This is a genomic window from Burkholderia sp. B21-005 (assembly GCF_020843965.1).
In the GTDB taxonomy this organism is placed as follows: domain Bacteria; phylum Pseudomonadota; class Gammaproteobacteria; order Burkholderiales; family Burkholderiaceae; genus Burkholderia; species Burkholderia ambifaria.
In genome coordinates, this window is sequence record NZ_CP086302.1 from 2,079,691 (window position 1) to 2,096,964 (window position 17,274).

13 protein-coding genes and 2 pseudogenes are annotated in these 17,274 nt (G+C 68.4%); 7 read left to right on the plus strand and 8 right to left on the minus strand.

Annotation, left to right across the window (positions count from 1 at the left end):
- Positions 1–265 precede the first annotated feature (265 nt).
- The 3 genes from LMA02_RS25810 to LMA02_RS25820 all read left to right on the plus strand — a co-directional run bounded on the left by LMA02_RS25810 (position 266) and on the right by LMA02_RS25820 (position 2,494).
- Entirely contained in the window at positions 266–640 is a 375-nt protein-coding gene (locus LMA02_RS25810; RefSeq protein ID WP_124604462.1) for a YXWGXW repeat-containing protein, read from the plus strand.
- Between the two features lie 521 nt (positions 641–1,161).
- Positions 1,162–1,695, plus strand: coding sequence for a VOC family protein (locus LMA02_RS25815; protein WP_228908056.1), 534 nt, complete (start codon positions 1,162–1,164; stop codon positions 1,693–1,695).
- A gap of 43 nt (positions 1,696–1,738) precedes the next feature.
- Positions 1,739–2,494, plus strand: a complete 756-nt coding sequence (locus tag LMA02_RS25820) for a glucose 1-dehydrogenase (RefSeq protein ID WP_228908057.1) — start codon at positions 1,739–1,741, stop codon at positions 2,492–2,494.
- 31 nt (positions 2,495–2,525) lie between these two features.
- Here the strand turns inward: LMA02_RS25820 and LMA02_RS25825 are convergent.
- The 4 genes and pseudogenes from LMA02_RS25825 to LMA02_RS25840 all read right to left on the minus strand — a co-directional run.
- Positions 2,526–3,032 (minus strand): annotated as a pseudogene (locus LMA02_RS25825) (cytosine permease); the annotation flags it as partial.
- Between the two features lie 156 nt (positions 3,033–3,188).
- Positions 3,189–4,661, minus strand: a pseudogene (locus LMA02_RS25830) (efflux transporter outer membrane subunit); the annotation flags it as partial.
- The gene (locus LMA02_RS25835) at positions 4,658–7,831 is read right to left on the minus strand and encodes an efflux RND transporter permease subunit (RefSeq protein ID WP_228908059.1); all 3,174 of its coding nucleotides are present in this window, start codon (positions 7,829–7,831) and stop codon (positions 4,658–4,660) included. The pseudogene LMA02_RS25830 and the gene LMA02_RS25835, both read right to left, overlap by 4 nt.
- Positions 7,832–7,844: 13 nt before the next feature.
- Complete coding sequence (locus LMA02_RS25840; RefSeq protein ID WP_228908060.1) at positions 7,845–9,059, minus strand: efflux RND transporter periplasmic adaptor subunit; 1,215 nt, start codon at positions 9,057–9,059, stop codon at positions 7,845–7,847.
- A gap of 79 nt (positions 9,060–9,138) precedes the next feature.
- Between LMA02_RS25840 and soxR the strand changes: the two genes are divergently transcribed.
- A complete protein-coding gene (gene soxR / locus LMA02_RS25845; RefSeq protein WP_175699326.1) occupies positions 9,139–9,615 on the plus strand; it encodes a redox-sensitive transcriptional activator SoxR in 477 nt (158 codons plus the stop codon).
- A 45-nt stretch (positions 9,616–9,660) separates the two neighbouring features.
- Here soxR and LMA02_RS25850 read toward each other — a convergent pair whose 3' ends face one another.
- Positions 9,661–10,422: an SDR family NAD(P)-dependent oxidoreductase gene (locus LMA02_RS25850; protein ID WP_228908061.1), complete on the minus strand. Its 762-nt coding sequence runs from the start codon at positions 10,420–10,422 to the stop codon at positions 9,661–9,663.
- Between the two features lie 114 nt (positions 10,423–10,536).
- Between LMA02_RS25850 and LMA02_RS25855 the strand changes: the two genes are divergently transcribed.
- Positions 10,537–11,445, plus strand: a complete 909-nt coding sequence (locus LMA02_RS25855) for a LysR family transcriptional regulator (RefSeq protein ID WP_228910012.1) — start codon at positions 10,537–10,539, stop codon at positions 11,443–11,445.
- A 24-nt stretch (positions 11,446–11,469) separates the two neighbouring features.
- On the opposite strand, the gene LMA02_RS25860 is transcribed toward LMA02_RS25855, so the two are convergent.
- Complete coding sequence (locus tag LMA02_RS25860) at positions 11,470–12,123, minus strand: TetR/AcrR family transcriptional regulator (protein WP_228908062.1); 654 nt, start codon at positions 12,121–12,123, stop codon at positions 11,470–11,472.
- 150 nt (positions 12,124–12,273) lie between these two features.
- On the opposite strand from LMA02_RS25860, the gene LMA02_RS25865 reads away from it, so the two are divergent.
- Positions 12,274–13,575 carry an NAD(P)/FAD-dependent oxidoreductase gene (locus LMA02_RS25865; RefSeq protein WP_228908063.1) on the plus strand — a complete coding sequence of 434 codons (1,302 nt, stop codon included), beginning with the start codon at positions 12,274–12,276 and terminating at the stop codon, positions 13,573–13,575.
- Positions 13,576–13,606: 31 nt separating this feature from the next.
- Positions 13,607–13,996 carry a DUF3331 domain-containing protein gene (locus LMA02_RS25870; protein ID WP_228908064.1) on the plus strand — a complete coding sequence of 130 codons (390 nt, stop codon included), beginning with the start codon at positions 13,607–13,609 and terminating at the stop codon, positions 13,994–13,996.
- Here LMA02_RS25870 and LMA02_RS25875 read toward each other — a convergent pair.
- Both LMA02_RS25875 and ggt read right to left on the minus strand, forming a co-directional pair.
- Entirely contained in the window at positions 13,993–15,321 is a 1,329-nt protein-coding gene (locus LMA02_RS25875) for a dicarboxylate/amino acid:cation symporter (RefSeq protein WP_228908065.1), read from the minus strand. The two genes, LMA02_RS25870 and LMA02_RS25875, sit on opposite strands and share 4 nt — an antisense overlap.
- A gap of 179 nt (positions 15,322–15,500) precedes the next feature.
- Positions 15,501–17,252 carry a gamma-glutamyltransferase gene (gene ggt / locus LMA02_RS25880; protein WP_228908066.1) on the minus strand — a complete coding sequence of 584 codons (1,752 nt, stop codon included), beginning with the start codon at positions 17,250–17,252 and terminating at the stop codon, positions 15,501–15,503.
- Positions 17,253–17,274: the final 22 nt, after the last annotated feature.

The window sequence follows — 17,274 nt, forward strand, 5'->3', positions numbered from 1 at the left end:
ATCGGTAACTTTTACCCAAATTAATCTCAAATACCGGGCCGCACCGCCTAAAAGCCGGCGATCAAACGGTAAACACTCATCCGCGCGGCCGTGGCCGGCCCCATGCGCCGTCGCCGGCGGCTGCAACGGAGATTGGCCCGGCCCCAGCGGATGACCACTGGGGTCCTCGTGACATGCAGTAACAGCCTTAACGGCCTGCGTAACCCGGCCACGAGACCGGGAGGCTAATGTACGGCGGACCCGACTACATATAAGAGGACCCGCCATGAATCGACGCTCGTTGTTGCGCGCCATCGGACTAACCGCCGCCGTCGCGGCCACCGGCGGCTGGCTGCGTACCGCCTCGGCTCAGCCCGCACCGCCGGGATACCGGCCGCCCGGACCGAACCACGGGCCCGGCAGGCCGCCTTATCCCGATCGCCCGGGCTTCGCGCCGCCGGCACCGCGGCACGATCGCCGGCCGCCGCCGCCGCGGCCGCACGGCTATGTCTGGACCGACGGCTACTGGCGCTGGCAGCGCGGCCACTATATATGGGTGTCCGGCCGCTGGGTCGCGCGGCGCCCGGGGCGTCGGTGGGTGCCCGGCTACTGGCGGCGCCAAGGGCCGGTGTGGGTCTACGTCGACGGCACCTGGCGTTAGGCGGTCGCCCGCGCCGGCTTTCGGTCGGCGCAACACCGTACGGCGGACAACCCGGCGCCGTTCGACGGCAGGACGGCGCGCCGGCGCGCCGGCGTGCGAGGCGGCTAATCGGCGCCCGAACCGGCTCCAGACGGCAGCCGATCGCACGCGCCCCAATCACGATGGATCGCGCGCCTCAAGCCGCGATCGCCACGCATACGTTGCCCCCTTCGCAACCACGCGCGCGCGAGCAGCACCCTCGAAACGTTCGGATAACCCAATCATCCAATGCCGCCCCGGCAAATGCATACAGCCGGGGCCGAGCACGGGATACCGCGCGGATCGCCCCTCCCTTCTTCATCACCTCGCGCGCCCGCATCGTCGCTGCGCCGTACGACATCCGGCGCAATCCGGACCCCGCAGCTAATCCGTTTGGGTGGCACGCAGCGCCGGCTTTGTTGCCATCATGGCCGTCATTCATCGCACGCCGCATCCCGCACCGAACGGCGCCGCGCATTCGCGCGCCCCGCCACGGAGACACCATGAACGACCCCGTCCTCGGCCCCATCGACCAGATCGGCTATGTGGTCGCCGATCTCGACCGCAGCATCGCGCGCTGGCAGGCCCGTCACGACGTGGGCCCGTGGACCGTGTTCCGCCACGTCCGCCTCGACGGCCGCTATCTCGGTGAAGCGGTGACGGTCACGATGAACGTCGCGCTCGCGTATCGCGGCGATCTGCAGATCGAACTGATCCACGTGACGAACGACGCGCCGTCGCCGTACCGCGACGCGCACGGCCAACCACTCGCGGGACTGCATCACGTCGCATGGGTGGTCGACGATCTCGATGCCGCCGTGACGCGGCTCACCGAACGCGGCCTGCGCGTCGTATTCGAAGCGCGCAACCCGGCCACGCGCGTCGCCTATCTCGACGACGCCGACGATCCCGGCGTGCGCGTCGAAGTGATCGAAGGCGCCGGCATGCGCGCCATGATCGCGCACGGCATCGCCGAAGCGCGCACATGGGACGGCGCCGATCCGGTCCGCATCATCGACGCGTCGGCCGCCGCATGAGCGGGCCCGAGCGCGTCCCCCTTCACTCAAAGGAGCAAACACGATGAAACGACTCGAAGGCAAAGTGGCATTGATCACGGGCGGCGCCCGCGGCCAGGGCGAAGCGGAGGCACGCCGGTTCGTCGCCGAAGGCGCACGTGTGGTGATCGCCGACGTGCTGGACGACGCGGGCCGCCGCGTCGCGGCCGAACTCGGCGACGCCGCGCGCTACCAGCATCTCGACGTGACGAACGAAGACGACTGGCACACCGCCGTGCATGCAACGCTCGCGCATTTCGGGCGGCTGGACATCCTCGTGAACAACGCGGCGATCCTGAAGCTCGTGCCGATCGAATCCTGTTCGCTCGACGACTATCGCAAGGTGATCGACGTGAACCAGGTCGGCTGCTGGCTCGGGATGAAATCGGCGCTGGCCGCGCTGAAGGACGCGGGCGGCGGCTCGATCGTCAACGTGTCGTCGACGGCCGGGATGGAAGGCGTGGCCGGCGGCAGCGCGTATGTGTCGAGCAAGTTCGCGGTGCGCGGGATGACGAAGGCCGCCGCGCTCGAGTTCGGTCACTACGGAATCCGCGTGAATTCGGTCCACCCGGGCGGCATCGATACCGTGATGGCGCGCCCGCCGGAATACGCGGATTTCGACCCGTCGTCGATCTATAGCGGGCTGCCGATCGCACGGATCGGCAAACCCGACGAAGTCGCGAGCCTCGTGCTGTTCCTCGCGTCCGACGAATCCGCGTACTGCACGGGCTCGGAATTCATCGTCGACGGCGGGATGCTCGCGGGCAGCACGTTCCACTGATCCGCACCGCAGCCGACACGCGACGCGGCACTCAGTACCCCTTCGGCTGGATCACCGGGGCGCCGACACCGCGCGTGGCCTGCTTGCCACCGCGCACGAAGCAGCGGCCGCGCGGACCGTACACGCCCTCCGCTTCCGGATACACCATCAGCAACACGAAATAGAGCAACCCGCCGACCGCCAGCGACACCGGCACGCTGAGATCGAGACCGCCCGCGAGGTTGCCGAGCGGCCCGACGAACTGGCCCGGCAGGTTCACGAACGACAGCCCGACGAACGCCGCCGGCAACCACGCACCCATCGCGCGCAGGTTCCCGCCGTGCGTGAACCAGTAATGGCCGCCGCGCAGCCCGCGGTTGAACACTTGCAGGTCGTCCGCGAGATAGAAGCCGCGGCGCGTCACGTAGCCGATCACCATGATCGCCATCCACGGGCAGCTGAACGTGTCGATCAACGTCGAGAACGTCGCGACGCTTTCGACGAGGTTGAACCAGAAACGGCCGACGAAGATGAACGCGATCGCGATCGTGCCGATCAGTGCGATCGGCGCCGCATCGACTGCAATCAATCCATGCGGCGCCCTGGGGCCGGCAACGGGGTGCGTGAGCGCCGAGCCCGCGATGCGGAGTCAGCCGCGCGGCTTCGGGGCGGACGCAATACCCCGCCCGCCCCGAAGCCGCACGCACGACCGGCCCGGGCCCGCCAGCGGACCCGACGCTGCCTGCGCCGGTCCCGACGGCCAGCCACCCGCCAGCGCCTTGTACAGCGCGACCGTCGACGTCGCGCTGCGCATCTGCCCGTCGGCCGCCGCGTCCTGCGCCTGCAGCAGCGTTCGCTGCGCGTCGAGCACTTCGTAGTAGTCGATCGCACCGGCCGAGAAACGCGTCTGCGCGAGCTGCGCGGCGCGCGCGCTATCGTCCGCGGCACGCACCAGATGGGCGGTCTCGTCGCGCGTGCGCGCGACGCGCAGCAGCGCGTTCTCCGTTTCCTCCAGCGCGCCGAGCACGGTCTGCCGATACTGCGCGAGCTGGCCCGCGGCTTCCGCGTCGCTCGCTGCGATCCGCGCGCGCACACGGCCGACGTCGAGGAACGACCAGTCGATGCCGAGCGCGATCAGGTTCGTGTCGCTGCCCGCGCGGAAGAACCCGTAGCTGCTGGTCGCGCTGCCGAGCAGCCCCGCCAGCGTGAAGCGCGGGAACAGGTCGGCCGTTGCGACGCCGACGCGCGCGGTCGCCGCGTGCAGCCGCGCTTGCGCGGCGGCGACGTCCGGGCGCCGCAGCAGCAGGTCGCCCGGGGTGCCCGGATCGATGTCCGCGGCAAGCGCCGGCAGCGGCGCCGGCGCGCCCTCCGGCGTATCGAAACGACCGATCAGCGCGTCCGGCGTCTGCCCCGTCAGCACCGCGAGCCGATGCTCGTCGACGCCGATCGCGGCTTCGTACACGGCGATCCGCGACGTCGTCGATTCGTACTGCGCGCGCGCACGCGCCGCGTCGAGTTCGGAGCCACGCCCCGCGCCGACGCGCGCCTTGATCAGCGCGAGCGTCTGCTTCTGGTTCTCGGCGTTCTCGCGGGCGATCCGCAGCCGCTCCTGCGAGCCGCGCAGATCGACGTACGTACTCGCCACCTCGCCGGCGATCGCGACGCGCACCGCGCGTACGTCCGCCGCGCTGGCAGCCGTTTCCGCACGCTGCGACTCGATCGAGCGGCGCACGCGGCCGAACAGGTCTAGCTCCCAGGCCGCGTTGATCCCGACGCTGGAAATCGGCGTATCGCGCTGGCTGCGCGGCGCGCCGAACGCCTGATCCTTGCTCATCAGCTGATGGCCGATCTGGCCGCTCGCGGTCAGCGTCGGGTAACGGTCGAACGTCGCTTGCGACAACAACGCGTTCGATGCGTCGTAGCGCGAAACGGCAACCTGCAGGTCCTGGTTCGCCGCGAGCGCCGCATCGATCAGTTGCGTGAGCGCCGGATCGCCGAAGCCGCGCCAGAACACGGCGTCGGCATCGACCGACGCATCGGGCGCCGCCGCATCCTGCGTGGCCGGACGCGCGTCGCGCGCGAACCGCGCGGCACTCGCCGTGTCGGGCCGCTTGAAATCGGGGCCGACCGCACACGCGGCGAGCGTCACCGACATCGCGAGCGCGGAAAGACGGAAAGCGGCGCTCATCGGTTTTCTCCTTCGAGGGTGGCGTGCTGTTCGCTCCAGACGGCAGGCGTGCCGCCCGCGAGCTTGCGGATCGCCACATAGAACACGGGCGTGAGGAACAGGCCGAACAACGTGACGCCGAGCATCCCCGCGAACACGGTGACGCCGGTGGCCGCGCGCACCTCGCTGCCCGCGCCGCTGCCGATTAGCAGCGGCACCGAGCCCGCGATGAACGCGACCGACGTCATCACGATCGGGCGCAGCCGCAGCTTGCATGCTTCGAGCGCCGCTTCGATCACGCCCTTGCCCTGGATTTCAAGCTCGCGCGCGAATTCGACGATCAGGATCGCGTTCTTGCACGCGAGCCCCATCAGCACGACGAGCCCGACCTGCACGAACACGTTGTTGTCGCCGCCCGACAGCCATACGCCGAACAGCGCCGCGCACATGCAGACCGGCACGATCAGGATCACCGCGAGCGGCAGCGTCCAGCTCTCGTACAGCGACGCGAGCACCAGGAATACGAGCATCACCGCGAGCGGGAACACGACGATCGCCGCGTTGCTCTGCGTGACCTGCTGGTAGCTGAGGTCGGTCCATTCGAGCGTGATGCCCGGCGGCAGCACGTCCTTCGCGATCTGCTGCAGCTTCGCGATCGCCTGCGACGACGACATGACCTTCGGATCGGCATCGCCGATCAGGTCCGCAGCCGGATAGCCGTTGTAGCGCACGACCGGGTCCGGCCCGTACGCCGGCGCGACCGTCACCATCGAGCCGATCGGCACCATCTCGCCCTTCGCGTTGCGCGTGCGCAGGTTCGCGATGTCGGCGGCCGTCTGCCGGTGCCCAGCGTCGGCCTGCGCCATCACGCGGTACACGCGGCCGAATGCGTTGAAGTCGTTCACGTACATCGAGCCGAGATACACCTGAAGCGTGTTGAAGAGGTCGGTCAGCGCGACGCCCTGCGCCTTCGCCTTCAGCCGGTCGACCTTCACCTCGAGCTGCGGGATGTTCGCCTGGTACGCGCTGACGGGATAGCTCATCCCGGGCGTCTTCGCGACCGCCGCCTGGAACGCGCTCAGTGCGTTCTGCAACGCGCCGTAGCCGAGCCCGCCGCGATCCTCGAGGTACAGCGAGTAGCCCGAACCGTTGCCGAGGCCCTGGATCGGCGGCGGCATCAATGCATAGGTGATGCCGCCGCCGATCGCCGCGAAGCGCGCGTTCAGGTCCGCGTTGATCTGCGCGGCGCTGCGGTGCCGCTGGTCGAACGGCTTCAGGATCACGTACGAGTTCGTGATGTTCGGCGTGTTCACGCCCTGCAGCGCGTTCAGCCCCGCGAACGCCGGCACCATCTCGACGCCGTCGGTGCCGAGCGCGATCTTCGTCATCTGCTCGGTCACCGCGCTGGTGCGCGCCAGCGACGCGCCTTCCGGCAGCTTCGCGCCGGCGAACAGGTACAGCTTGTCCTGCACGGGGATGAAGCCGCCCGGCACCGCGTTGAACAGCAGCGCGGTCGCCGCGAGCAGAGCCGCATAAACCGCGAACACCATGCCGCGCCGCTTCAGCGTGCGCCCGACGACCCCGTGATAGCGATCGGAGCTGCGCTCGAAGAAGCGGTTGAACGGATGGAACAGCCAGCCGAATGCGCGATCGAGTGCACGCGTGAGCGCATCCTTCGGCGCGCCGTGCGGACGCAGCAGCTTGGCGGCGAGCGCGGGCGACAGCGTCAGCGAGTTGATCGCGGAGATCACCGTCGAGATCGCGATCGTCACCGCGAACTGCTTGTAGAACTGGCCCGTGACGCCCGACATGAACGCCATCGGCACGAACACCGCGCACAGCACGAGCGCGATCGCGACGATCGGGCCCGACACCTCGCGCATCGCCTGGTGCGCGGCATCGCGCGGGCTCAGCCCTCGTGCGATGTTGCGCTCCACGTTCTCGACCACCACGATCGCATCGTCGACGACGATCCCGATCGCGAGCACGAGCCCGAACAGCGTCAGCGTGTTGATCGAATAGCCGAGCAGGTACAGCCACGCGAACGTGCCGACCACCGACACGGGCACCGCGACGAGCGGAATGATCGACGCGCGCCAGGTCTGCAGGAACAGGATCACGACGAGCACGACCAGCACGACGGCCTCGATCAGCGTGTGCTGCACCGCGCGGATCGATTCGCGCACGAACACGGTCGGATCCCATACCGGTCGATACGCGATACCGGGCGGGAAGCGCTTCGACAGTTCGTCGAGCTTCGCATACACGGCCTTCGCGACCTCGAGCGCGTTCGCGCCCGGCGACAGGAAGATGCCGACCACGGCCGAATGCTTGTCGTTGAAATACGAGCGCAGCGTGTAGTCGCCCGCGCCGAGCTCGATGCGCGCGACGTCGGACAGCTTCACGACCTGGCCGTCGTCGCCGTTGCGCAGCACGATGTCGCCGAATTCCTGCACCGTGCGCAGCCGGCCGCGCACGTTGATCGACACGAGGAAGTCGTTCTTGTTCGGCGACGGCTCCGCGCCGAGCTGGCCGGCCGACACCTGCACGTTCTGCTCGCGCACCGCGGCGATCACGTCGCTCGCGGCCAGCCCGCGCGATGCCAGCCGGTTCGGGTCGAGCCAGAGCCGCATCGCATAGTCGCCGGAGCCGTACACGCCGACGTCGCCGATGCCGGTCAGGCGCGACAGCTCATCCTTCACGTGCAGCGTCAGGTAGTTGCGCAGGTACAGCGAATCGCGGCTGTTGTCCGGTGAATAGAGGCTCACGTACATCAGCGGCGTCGGCGACTGCTTCTGCGTGGTCACGCCATACTGGCGCACCTCGTCGGGCAGGCGCGACAGCGCCTGGCTCACGCGGTTCTGCACGCGCACGGCGGCCGTGTCGGGATCGACGCCCTGCAGGAACGTGACGACGACCTGCAGGCTGCCGTCCGAGCCCGCGACCGACTTCATGTACATGATGCCTTCGACGCCGTTGATCGCCTCTTCGAGCGGCTCGGCGACCGATTCGGCGATTTCCTTCGGGTTCGCGCCCGGGTACGTCGCACGCACGACGACGCTCGGCGGCACGACTTCCGGATATTCGCCGGCCGGCAGCATCGGAATCGAGATCAGGCCGATCGCGAAGATGACGATCGACAGCACGACCGCGAAGATCGGCCGGTCGATGAAGAATCGGGAGAAATCCATCGCAATTCTCCCGTTACCGCGCAGCGGGCGCGCCGGCATCGGCCACGGCCTGCGTGCCGCTGTCCGGGCCGGTGCCGGTGCCCGCATCCGCGCGCGCGGGCAGCCCCTTTGGTTTCACCTGCGCGCCCGGATAGTAGATCCGCTGCACGCCGTCGACGACCACGCGATCGCCCGACTGCAGCCCCTTCTCGACGATCCGCTCGCCGTCCAGCTCGCGGCCGATCGTCACGTCGCGACGCAGCGCCTTGTCGCCGGCGCCGATCACGTAGACGTACTTGCGATCCTGGTCGGTGAGCACGGCCTTGTCGTCGACGAGCAGCGCATCCTGCGCGCGGCCGCTGACGAGCTGCACGCGTGCATAGAGGCCCGGCGTGAACGTATGGTCCGCGTTCGACAGCCGCACCCGCGCACGGATCGTGCCGGTTTGCGGATCGAGCCGGTTGTCGAGGAAATCGACGGTGCCCGCGTGCGGAAAGCCCGTCTCGTTCGCGAGGCCCACGCGCACCGGATCGGCGCCGATCGCACGATGCTTCGGATCGGCGCGCCGCGCGTTGTAGCGCAGGTAGCTCTGCTCGTCGCAGTCGAAATACACGTAGACGGGATCCTGCGACACGACGGTCGTCAGCAGCGTGTCGTCCGCGCGCGCGAGGTTGCCGGCGGTCGCGATCGCGCGGCCGACGCGGCCCGCGATCGGTGCACGCACTTCGGTGAAGCCGAGATTGAGCTTCGCGTCAGCGACGGCCGCGTCGGCCGCCTGCAGATCGGCGCGCGCCTGCTCGGCGCTCGCACGCGCGTTGTCGAGCTCCTCCTGGGAAGTCGCATGCGCATCGATCAGCGTCTGCACGCGCTTGAGCTGCACGTTCGCGAGGCTCGCGGCCGCGCGCGCCCGCTGCTGCTGCGCATTCGCGCGGTCCAGCGCGATCCGGTACGGACGCGGATCGATCTCGAACAGCACGGCGCCCTGCGCGACGAGGTCGCCCTCCTTGTACGCGACGCGTTGCAGATAGCCGCTCACGCGCGGCCGCAGCTCGACCGCGTCGACCGCTTCGACGCGTCCGTTGAATTCGTCCGCGAGGCGGATCGTGCGCGGCGCGACGGTCGTCACGCCAACTTCGGGAAGGGGATGAGCCGACGATTCGCCTTTGCCGTCGTGACAGCCCGACAACGCCAGCAGCAGTGCGCAGGCCGCGCCCAAAGGCGACGTCCTGCGTAGGGATAAGGGGAGCATGATGCCTCGCGACGGGTTAAACTGCCGCGTAGCATAAAAGTTGAAGTTAACTTCAAGTCAAGCTTTTCCAGAGGGCGTCATGGGTATGGACGAAACCCCGCAATGGCCGCTGATGTCGATCCGCGAAGTGGCCGCGCGCAGCGGCGTGCCGGCGTCGACGCTGCGCTTCTACGAGATGCGCGGGCTGATCAAGTCGCACCGCAACGGCTCGAGCCATCGCCACTATTCGCGCGCGGTGCTGCGGCTGATCGCGTTCATCGTGTTCGCGCAGAAGATCGGCTACTCGCTCGACGAGATCGCCGAGCAGCTCGTGAGCCTGCCGGAAGACACCGCGCCGACCAACAAGGACTGGCAGCGGCTGTCGCGCGGCTGGAAGCAGCGCGTCGCGAACCGGATCGAGGAGCTGCAGCGGCTCTACATCAACCTCGACGAATGCATCGGCTGCGGCTGCCTGTCACTGAAGCGCTGCAAGTTGACCAATCCCGAGGATCGCGCGGGGCGCAACGGCCCCGGCGCGCGGCGCTGGCTCGGCGATACGCCGCCCGATCTCGACTGACGCACGCGGCCGGCGCGACGCGCGGCGCCGCGCCGCCTTTGCGCGTCACCCGACCCGCCAGCCGCCGTTCACCGCGATCGTCGCGCCGGTGACGAATGCCGCGCGCGGCCCGGCGAGCCATGCGACCGCGTCCGCGATGTCGTCCGGATGGCCGGCGCGTCCCACGGGCGTCTGCTCGCGGATCGTCGCCGCGATGGCCGGTGCGACGCCGGCATCGCCGAACAAGCGCGTCTCGGCGATATAGCCGGGCGCGACCGTATTGACCGTGACGCCGCGCGGCCCGAGCTCGCGCGCCAGCGCGACGGTGAACCCTTCGACCCCCGCCTTCGCCGCCGCATATGCGAGGCCGCCCGGCAGGAGGCTGCCGGCGCGCGCCGCGATCGATCCGATGTTCACGATCCGCGCGGCGCGCTCGGCCAGGTGCGGCAGCACGGCCAGCGTCGTGATGAACGTGCTTTTGAGGTTCGCAGCGAGGACGGCATCCCATACGGTTTCGGCGTCGCCCGCTTCGGTGTCCGCGCCGACCCGCCCCGTCAGCCCCGCGTTGTTGACCAGCACGTCGATGCGCGACCACCGCGCGACGATCGCGGCGACCGCCGACGCCGCGTCGCGCCGCACGCTCAGGTCGGCCGCCTGCCCGATCGCCGCGTTGCCGAGCCGGGCGACGGCTGCCTCCAGCCGTCCCGCGTCGCGCCCGACGATCGCGACGCGATACCCATCCTCCACCAGCCGGCGCGCGATCGCGAAGCCGATTCCGCTCGACCCGCCCGTGACGATTGCCGTACGTTGCCGTTCGCTGCCTGTCATGACCTGCCCTCCTTGCCTCGGTGTTGACGATTGATGACATTGGCAGTCTGGACAATGCACGGCGATAGGTAAAATACGAATTCGATGACCATCCGATACGCGAAAGGTATCGCAATGATCGATTTGCGCCAGTTCCGGCAATTCATTGCCGTCGCCGAAACGCTCAGCTTCCGGCGCGCCGCCGAGCGCCTGCACATGGCGCAGCCGCCGCTCAGCGCGGCCATCCGCAAGCTCGAGGAAGAGCTGGGCGTCGCGCTGTTCAAACGCGACAACCGCGGCGCGACGCTCACGCCGGCCGGCGATGCATTCCTGCTCGAAGCGCGCCGCGCGCTCGAGCAGGCCGAGCGCGCGGTGGCCGTGGCGCGACGCGCCGGCGCCGGCCTGGGCGGCACGCTGCGGCTGCGGTTCGTCGACAGCACGGTCAACGCACTGCTGCCGCTGATCCTCCGCGCGTTCCAGGAACGGCATCCGGACGTCGATTTCCAGCTGGAAGAAGGCACGACCGCCGAGCAGGTGCTCGCGCTGCGTCAGGACCGTACGGATGTCGGCCTCGTCGTGCTGCCGGTGGCCGATGCCGGCGACGTGCACGTCGAGCCGCTGCTGCGCGACCGGATGGTCGCCGCGCTGCCCGACGGCCACCGGCTCGCGCGCCGCCGCATCACGCTGGCCGAGCTGGCGGACGAACCGTGGGTGCTGTTTGCCGCGCATCACGGGCCCGGCATGCATGCGCGGATCGTGACGGCGTGCGCGCAGGCCGGCTTCGCGCCGCGGGTGGTCCAGCAGCCGCGCCAGATGCAGACGACGGCCGGACTCGTCGCGGGCGGCATCGGTGTCGCGCTGATGCCGCGCCTGTTCGTGCCAATGCAGCCGCAAGGCATTACGTTCTGCGAACTGACGGGTGCGGGCAGCCCGCTCGCGTACGAACTGGCGATCGCGTACCGGACGCCGTCGCCGCTCGTCGACGCGCTGCGCGACACCGCGCGGCACGCGGTTGGCACGCTGGGGCTGGCGGCTGCGACGTGATCGCGCGCGTCGCGCGCACGGCGCTCAGTCGAGCAGGAAGTTGAGCGCGACGTCGAGCACGGCCTGCCGGAACGCATCCTGCCGCGTGGGCAACGACGTGAACTCGAGAATCAGGTGGCTATACGACACCGTCGTGCCGACCGCGCTCGCGATCATGAAGAACAGCACATCCGGATCGACCGGGCGGATCGCGCCGGCGTCGACGGCCTCCGCCAGCAGCGGAAACATCGCGTCGTGATACGGCCGCACGATCCGCTCCCGCAGCCGGTCGAGCCGCGCGCCCTCCTCGGTCGCCGCGGTCGAGAAGAACATGCCGATGTCCGGCTCGTCGAATTCGTGATCGACGCACAGCTCGATCGCGCGCCGCACGCGCTCGCGATGCGGCAATGACGACGTGCGCAGCGCGCGCAACGCATCGAACATCGGCTCGGCCAGCTCGGCGATCTGCTCGACGACCGCCAACCACAGCGTTTCCTTCGTACCGAAATGATGGGCGATCAGCGCCGCGTCGACGCCCAGCTCGCGCGCGACTTCGCGCACGCTCGTCGCATCGTAGCCGCGCTTCGCGAACGTGCGGCGCGCCGCCCGCAATATCACGTCCGGACCGACGGACGCGTCCGCCAGCGGCCGCCCGCGCGTACGCCGCTTCGATGGCGCGCACTCAGTGACTTCAGCCACGTATTCCTGCTCCTGTTGATTGATTCGAATGCCCGTGTTCGTGCCCCGGTTTCGCGTCGCCGGAGCCGGGCCGCCGCCGCCGCGCTCCGTTGACACGCGAAGCCGGGAAGCGCTAGGATCATACCTTATTCATCACGTGATGATTTATCCATGACAACCCTTACTTCCCCTGCCCGCATCGTCATCATCGGCGGCGGAATCGCCGGCTTGCAGCTCGCGACCCGCCTTGGCGAACGCCTCGGCCGTAGCGGCCGCGCGCAGGTCACGGTCGTCGACCGCAGCCCGACCCACGTGTGGAAGCCGATGCTGCACACGATCGCGGCCGGCACGCGCGACGTGCAGCAACAGCAGGTGATCTTCCTCGCCCACGCGCGCGACCACGGCTACACGTACCAGCCCGGCGAACTGAAAGGGCTCGATCGCGCGCGCCGCCGCGTGCAGCTCGGCGAGATCCGCTCGCCGGACGGCGAACTCCTACTCGACGCGCGCGAGCTCGAATACGACGTGCTGATCCTCGCGCTCGGCAGCCAGGCCAACGATTTCGGCGTGCCGGGCGTGCGCGAGCACTGCTACTTCATCGACAGCCAGCAGCAGGCCGAAACCTTCAACGAAGCGCTGCGGATGCGCGTGTTCCGCAGCATCGCGCGCGACGAGCCGTTTCGCGTCGCGATCGTCGGTGCGGGCGCGACGGGCGTGGAGCTGGCGGCGGAGCTGAGCCGGCTGCTGGAAGTCGCGCAGGCGTATGGCGATGCGACGGTGCGCGAGCGGCTGCAGCTGACGCTGCTCGAAAGCGGCCCGCGCATCCTCGCCGCGTTTCCGCCGAGGATTTCCGCGTCCGCGCAGCGCCGGCTCGAACAGATCGGCATTCACGTGCTGACGTCGACGCGCGTCACGTCGGCCGATGCGAACGGCTTCCACTATGGCGACGGTTCGTTTGCCGAAGCGGATTTGATGGTGTGGGCGGCCGGCGTGAAGGCGTCCGATTTCATGCAGGCGCTGGGCGGGCTCGATACGAACCGCGCGAACCAGATCATGGTCGGGCCCACGTTGCAGGCCACGGCCGACGAACACGTGTTCGCGATCGGCGATTGCGCGAGCCTGCAACCCGACGGCCAGGAGCGGCCGCTGCCGCCGACCGCGCAGGTCGCGACCCAGCAGGCCGAGCATCTCGCGAAACACCTGCCCGCGTGGCTCGACGGCAAGCCGTTGCCGCCGTTCGCGTTCCACGATTTCGGCGCGCTCGTGTCGATCAGCGACTACGACGCATTCGGCACGCTCGGGCAATTCGGGTTCTTCCGCGGCGGCTTCATCCAGGGGCGTTTCGCCCAGTTCAGCCATCTGATGCTGTACCGGCGACACCAGCAGGCGCTGCACGGGTTCCCCAAGGCGACGCTGCTGTGGATCGCCGAACGGATCAACGGCTGCGTGCAGCCGCGCATCCGCCTGTCTTGATACATTGCGTAACGTTTCGAGGAAAGCAGACATGAGCAACAGTGCAGCCGCCTGGCTCAGGACCGTCGCCGCGATCGGCAGCTTCGACATGCCGTCCGTCTCATGGGCCGCGCCGCGCCGGCGCAGCGTCACGCGCGACCGCTTGCCGTCGTGGGACGCGACGAGCCAGCCAACGATCAGCGTGCTCGAGCGACCCACCGCCGACACCGTGATGATTTCGTGGCGCGACGCATGCACCGGCCACTACGGTTACCAGAAGTGGCGGCTGTTCACGACGCGCAAGCGCGGCGTCTGCGCGCTGTCGGGGCGGCCGATCGCGCCCGGCGACAGCGTCTATGCGCCGCAACTGCTCGGCTCGACGCCGGGCAACGCCGCCGCGATGGTGCTGGCGGCGTCCCTCGACGAGGCGTGCGCCGCTTAAGCGGACGTCGCCCGACCGGCGCCATAGGCCGGATCGCCGTTCTGCCGTTCCAGTTCCGCATCGAGATGTGCGGCATGCGCCTTCGCTTCGGACTCCGACATCAGCTCGCCTTCCCACTTCGCGACCACCGCGCTGGCGATCGAGTTGCCCACCGCATTGGTGGCCGAGCGCCCCATGTCGAGGAACGTGTCGACGCCGAGAATCAGCAGCAGCCCCGCTTCCGGAATGTCGAACTGGTGCAGCGTCGCCGCGATCACGACGAGCGATGCGCGCGGCACGCCGGCCATCCCCTTCGACGTCAGCATCAGCACCAGCAGCATCGTGATCTGCGTGCCGAGCGACAGATGAATGTTGTATGCCTGCGCGATGAAGAGCGACGCGAACGTGCAGTACATCATCGAGCCGTCGAGGTTGAACGAATAGCCCATCGGCATCACGAAGCTGGAGATCTTGCGCCGCACGCCGAACCGGTCGAGCGCGTCGAGGATCTTCGGGTACGCGGCTTCGGAACTGGCGGTCGCGAACGACAGCATGAACGCTTCCTTGATCAGCGCCAGCAGCTTGAACACACGACGGCCGAGGAACAGCAGGCCGGCGACCACGAGCGTGCTCCACAGCAGGAACAGGCTCACGTAGAAGTCGCCCATGAACACCGCGAACTTCAGCAGGATCGACAGCCCGTTGATCGCGACGGTCGACGCCATCGCGGCCAGCACCGCGAGCGGCGCGAGCTTCATCACGTAGCCGGTGATCTTCAGCATCACGTGCGCCAGCTGATCGATCGCGGCGACGAGGATCTTGCCGCGCTCGCCGAGCGCCGACAGCGCGACGCCGAAGAACATCGAGAACACGACGATCTGCAGGATCTCGTTGTTCGCCATCGCCTCGGCGATCGACTTCGGCACCATGTGACTGACGAAATCCTTCAGCGTGAACTTGGACGTCGCGAGATGCGCGGATGCGCCGACGTCAGGCAGCGGCAGGCCGAGGTTTTCCCCGGGGTGCAGCAGGTTCGCCATCAGCAGCCCGAGCAGCAGCGAAATCAACGATGCGGTGACGAACCAGCCGAACGCCTTCACGAACACGCGCCCCACCGCTGATGCGTCGCCCATGTGCGCGATGCCGACGACGAGCGTCGAGAACACCAGCGGGCCGATCACCATCTTGATCAGCCGCAGGAACACGTCGGACACGAGCGAGATGTAGCCGGCGATTTCCGTCGCGGACTGCTTGTCCGGAAACTGCGTGTAGATCATGTAGCCGATGAAGATGCCGGCCGCCATTGCGAGCAGGATCCAGACTGCCGCAGACATTCGTTTGTTCATAACGGTACTCGACGCACGGTGCAGGAATGGAGGAAAAAAACGCCGCGCCGGTGCCGTGCCACGGCGTGCGTTGCGGGCCGGTCATGCGCCCTGTCGCTGCCCCGGCGCTCGCGCGATGGCGAACGCCGGTTGCAACCGTTCAGCGTGATGCGATCAAACCGAATCGGGTCAGTACCCGATCAGTACCCGATCGCCGATCCGGCCGGGCGGCGCGGATCGTTGACGCCGTAGATGTAGCCGACGCGTACATTGCCGGATACCGACGAGTCGTTACCGGAACTCTGGCGGCTCGCCGCTTCGGTGCCGGGCAGGCCGACCATGATCAGCTCGGCGGCGCCCCACGGCGTCTGCTCGACCATCTTGTAGCCCATCTTGTGCAGGATCGCGAGCGTGTCGGGCGACAGGCCGCGGGTCTCGTAATAGACCTCGTCCGGCAGCCATTGATGATGGACGCGCGGCGCACCGACCGCATCCTGCGGCGTCATCCCGTAGTCGATCACGTTCAGTACGGTCTGCAGCGTGATCGTGATGATGCGCGAGCCGCCCGGCGAACCGACCACCATGAACACCTTGCCGTCCTTCTTCACGATCGTCGGCGCCATCGACGACAGCGGGCGCTTGCCCGGTGCGATCGAGTTACGCGTGCCCTGCACGAGGCCGAACAGGTTCTGCGCGCCGACCTTCACGGTGAAGTCGTCCATCTCGTCGTTCAGGAAGAAACCCGTGCCCGGTGCGATCACCACGGCGCCGAAGCGGCCGTTGACGGTGTACGTCGTCGACACCGCGTTGCCGTCGTGGTCGACGATCGAATAGTGGGTCGTCTCCGGCTTCTCGTGCACGCCGACGCCCGGCTGCACGTCGACCGACGCCGTCGCCGTCTCGCCGCTGATCTGCTTGCGGATCTCGGCCGCATACTGCTTGCTCGTCAGCTTCGCGACGGGATTGTCGATGAAGTTCGGGTCGCCCAGCAGCGTGTTGCGATCCTCGTATGCATGGCGCATCGCCTCGGTCATGTAGTGGACCACCGAAGCCGACTGGTAGCCCATCTTGCGCAGGTCATAGCCTTCGAGGACGTTCAGCGTCTCGCACATCGTCACGCCGCCCGAGCTCGGCGGCGGCGCCGACACGAACTCGTAGCCGCGATACGTACAGGTCAGCGGCGCGATGTCCTGCGCGCGATACGACGCGAAATCGGCTGCCGTGATGAGGCCGCCGCCGCGCTTCGCGGCCGCTTCGACGATCTTCGGGATCTCGCCGTGATAGAACGCCTCGGGGCCCTGCTCCGCGATGTGCTCGAGCGTGCGCGCCAGGTCCTTCTGCACCAGGCGGTCGCCCGGCTGCAGCGGCGTGCCGTCCGGGCGCAGGAAGATGCGCGCGGCTTCCGGATCCTTCTTGAAGCGCTCGATCGTCGTGTCGAGGATGTCCGTGTCGCCGCGCGTCAGCACGAAGCCGTCGCGCGCGAGCCGGATCGCCGGCTCCATCACCTGCTTGCGCGTCAGCTTGCCGTACTTGCGCTGCGCGAGGTCGAGACCCGCGACCGTGCCCGGCACGCCGACCGCGCGATAGCCGTACAGGCTGTCGTCCGGAATGACGTTGCCCTGCGCATCGAGATACATGTTCGCCGATGCCGCGGCCGGCGCCGTCTCGCGGAAGTTGATGAACCGGTCGCGGCCGTCGGCCAGGTGCACGGTCATGAAGCCGCCGCCGCCGATGTTGCCGCAGCACGGATTGGTCACGGCCTGCGCGTAGCCGACCGCCACGGCGGCGTCCACCGCGTTGCCGCCTTTCTTCAGGATGTCGACGCCGATCTGCGACGCGAAATGCTGCGACGACACGACCATGCCGTTCTTCGCTTCCACAGCGGGTTCCGAAGCGGCGAGCGCGCACGCGCTCATGGCCGACAACAGGGTGAGTACTACGAGCCGCCTCATGACGGAATCCTCCAGACGAATA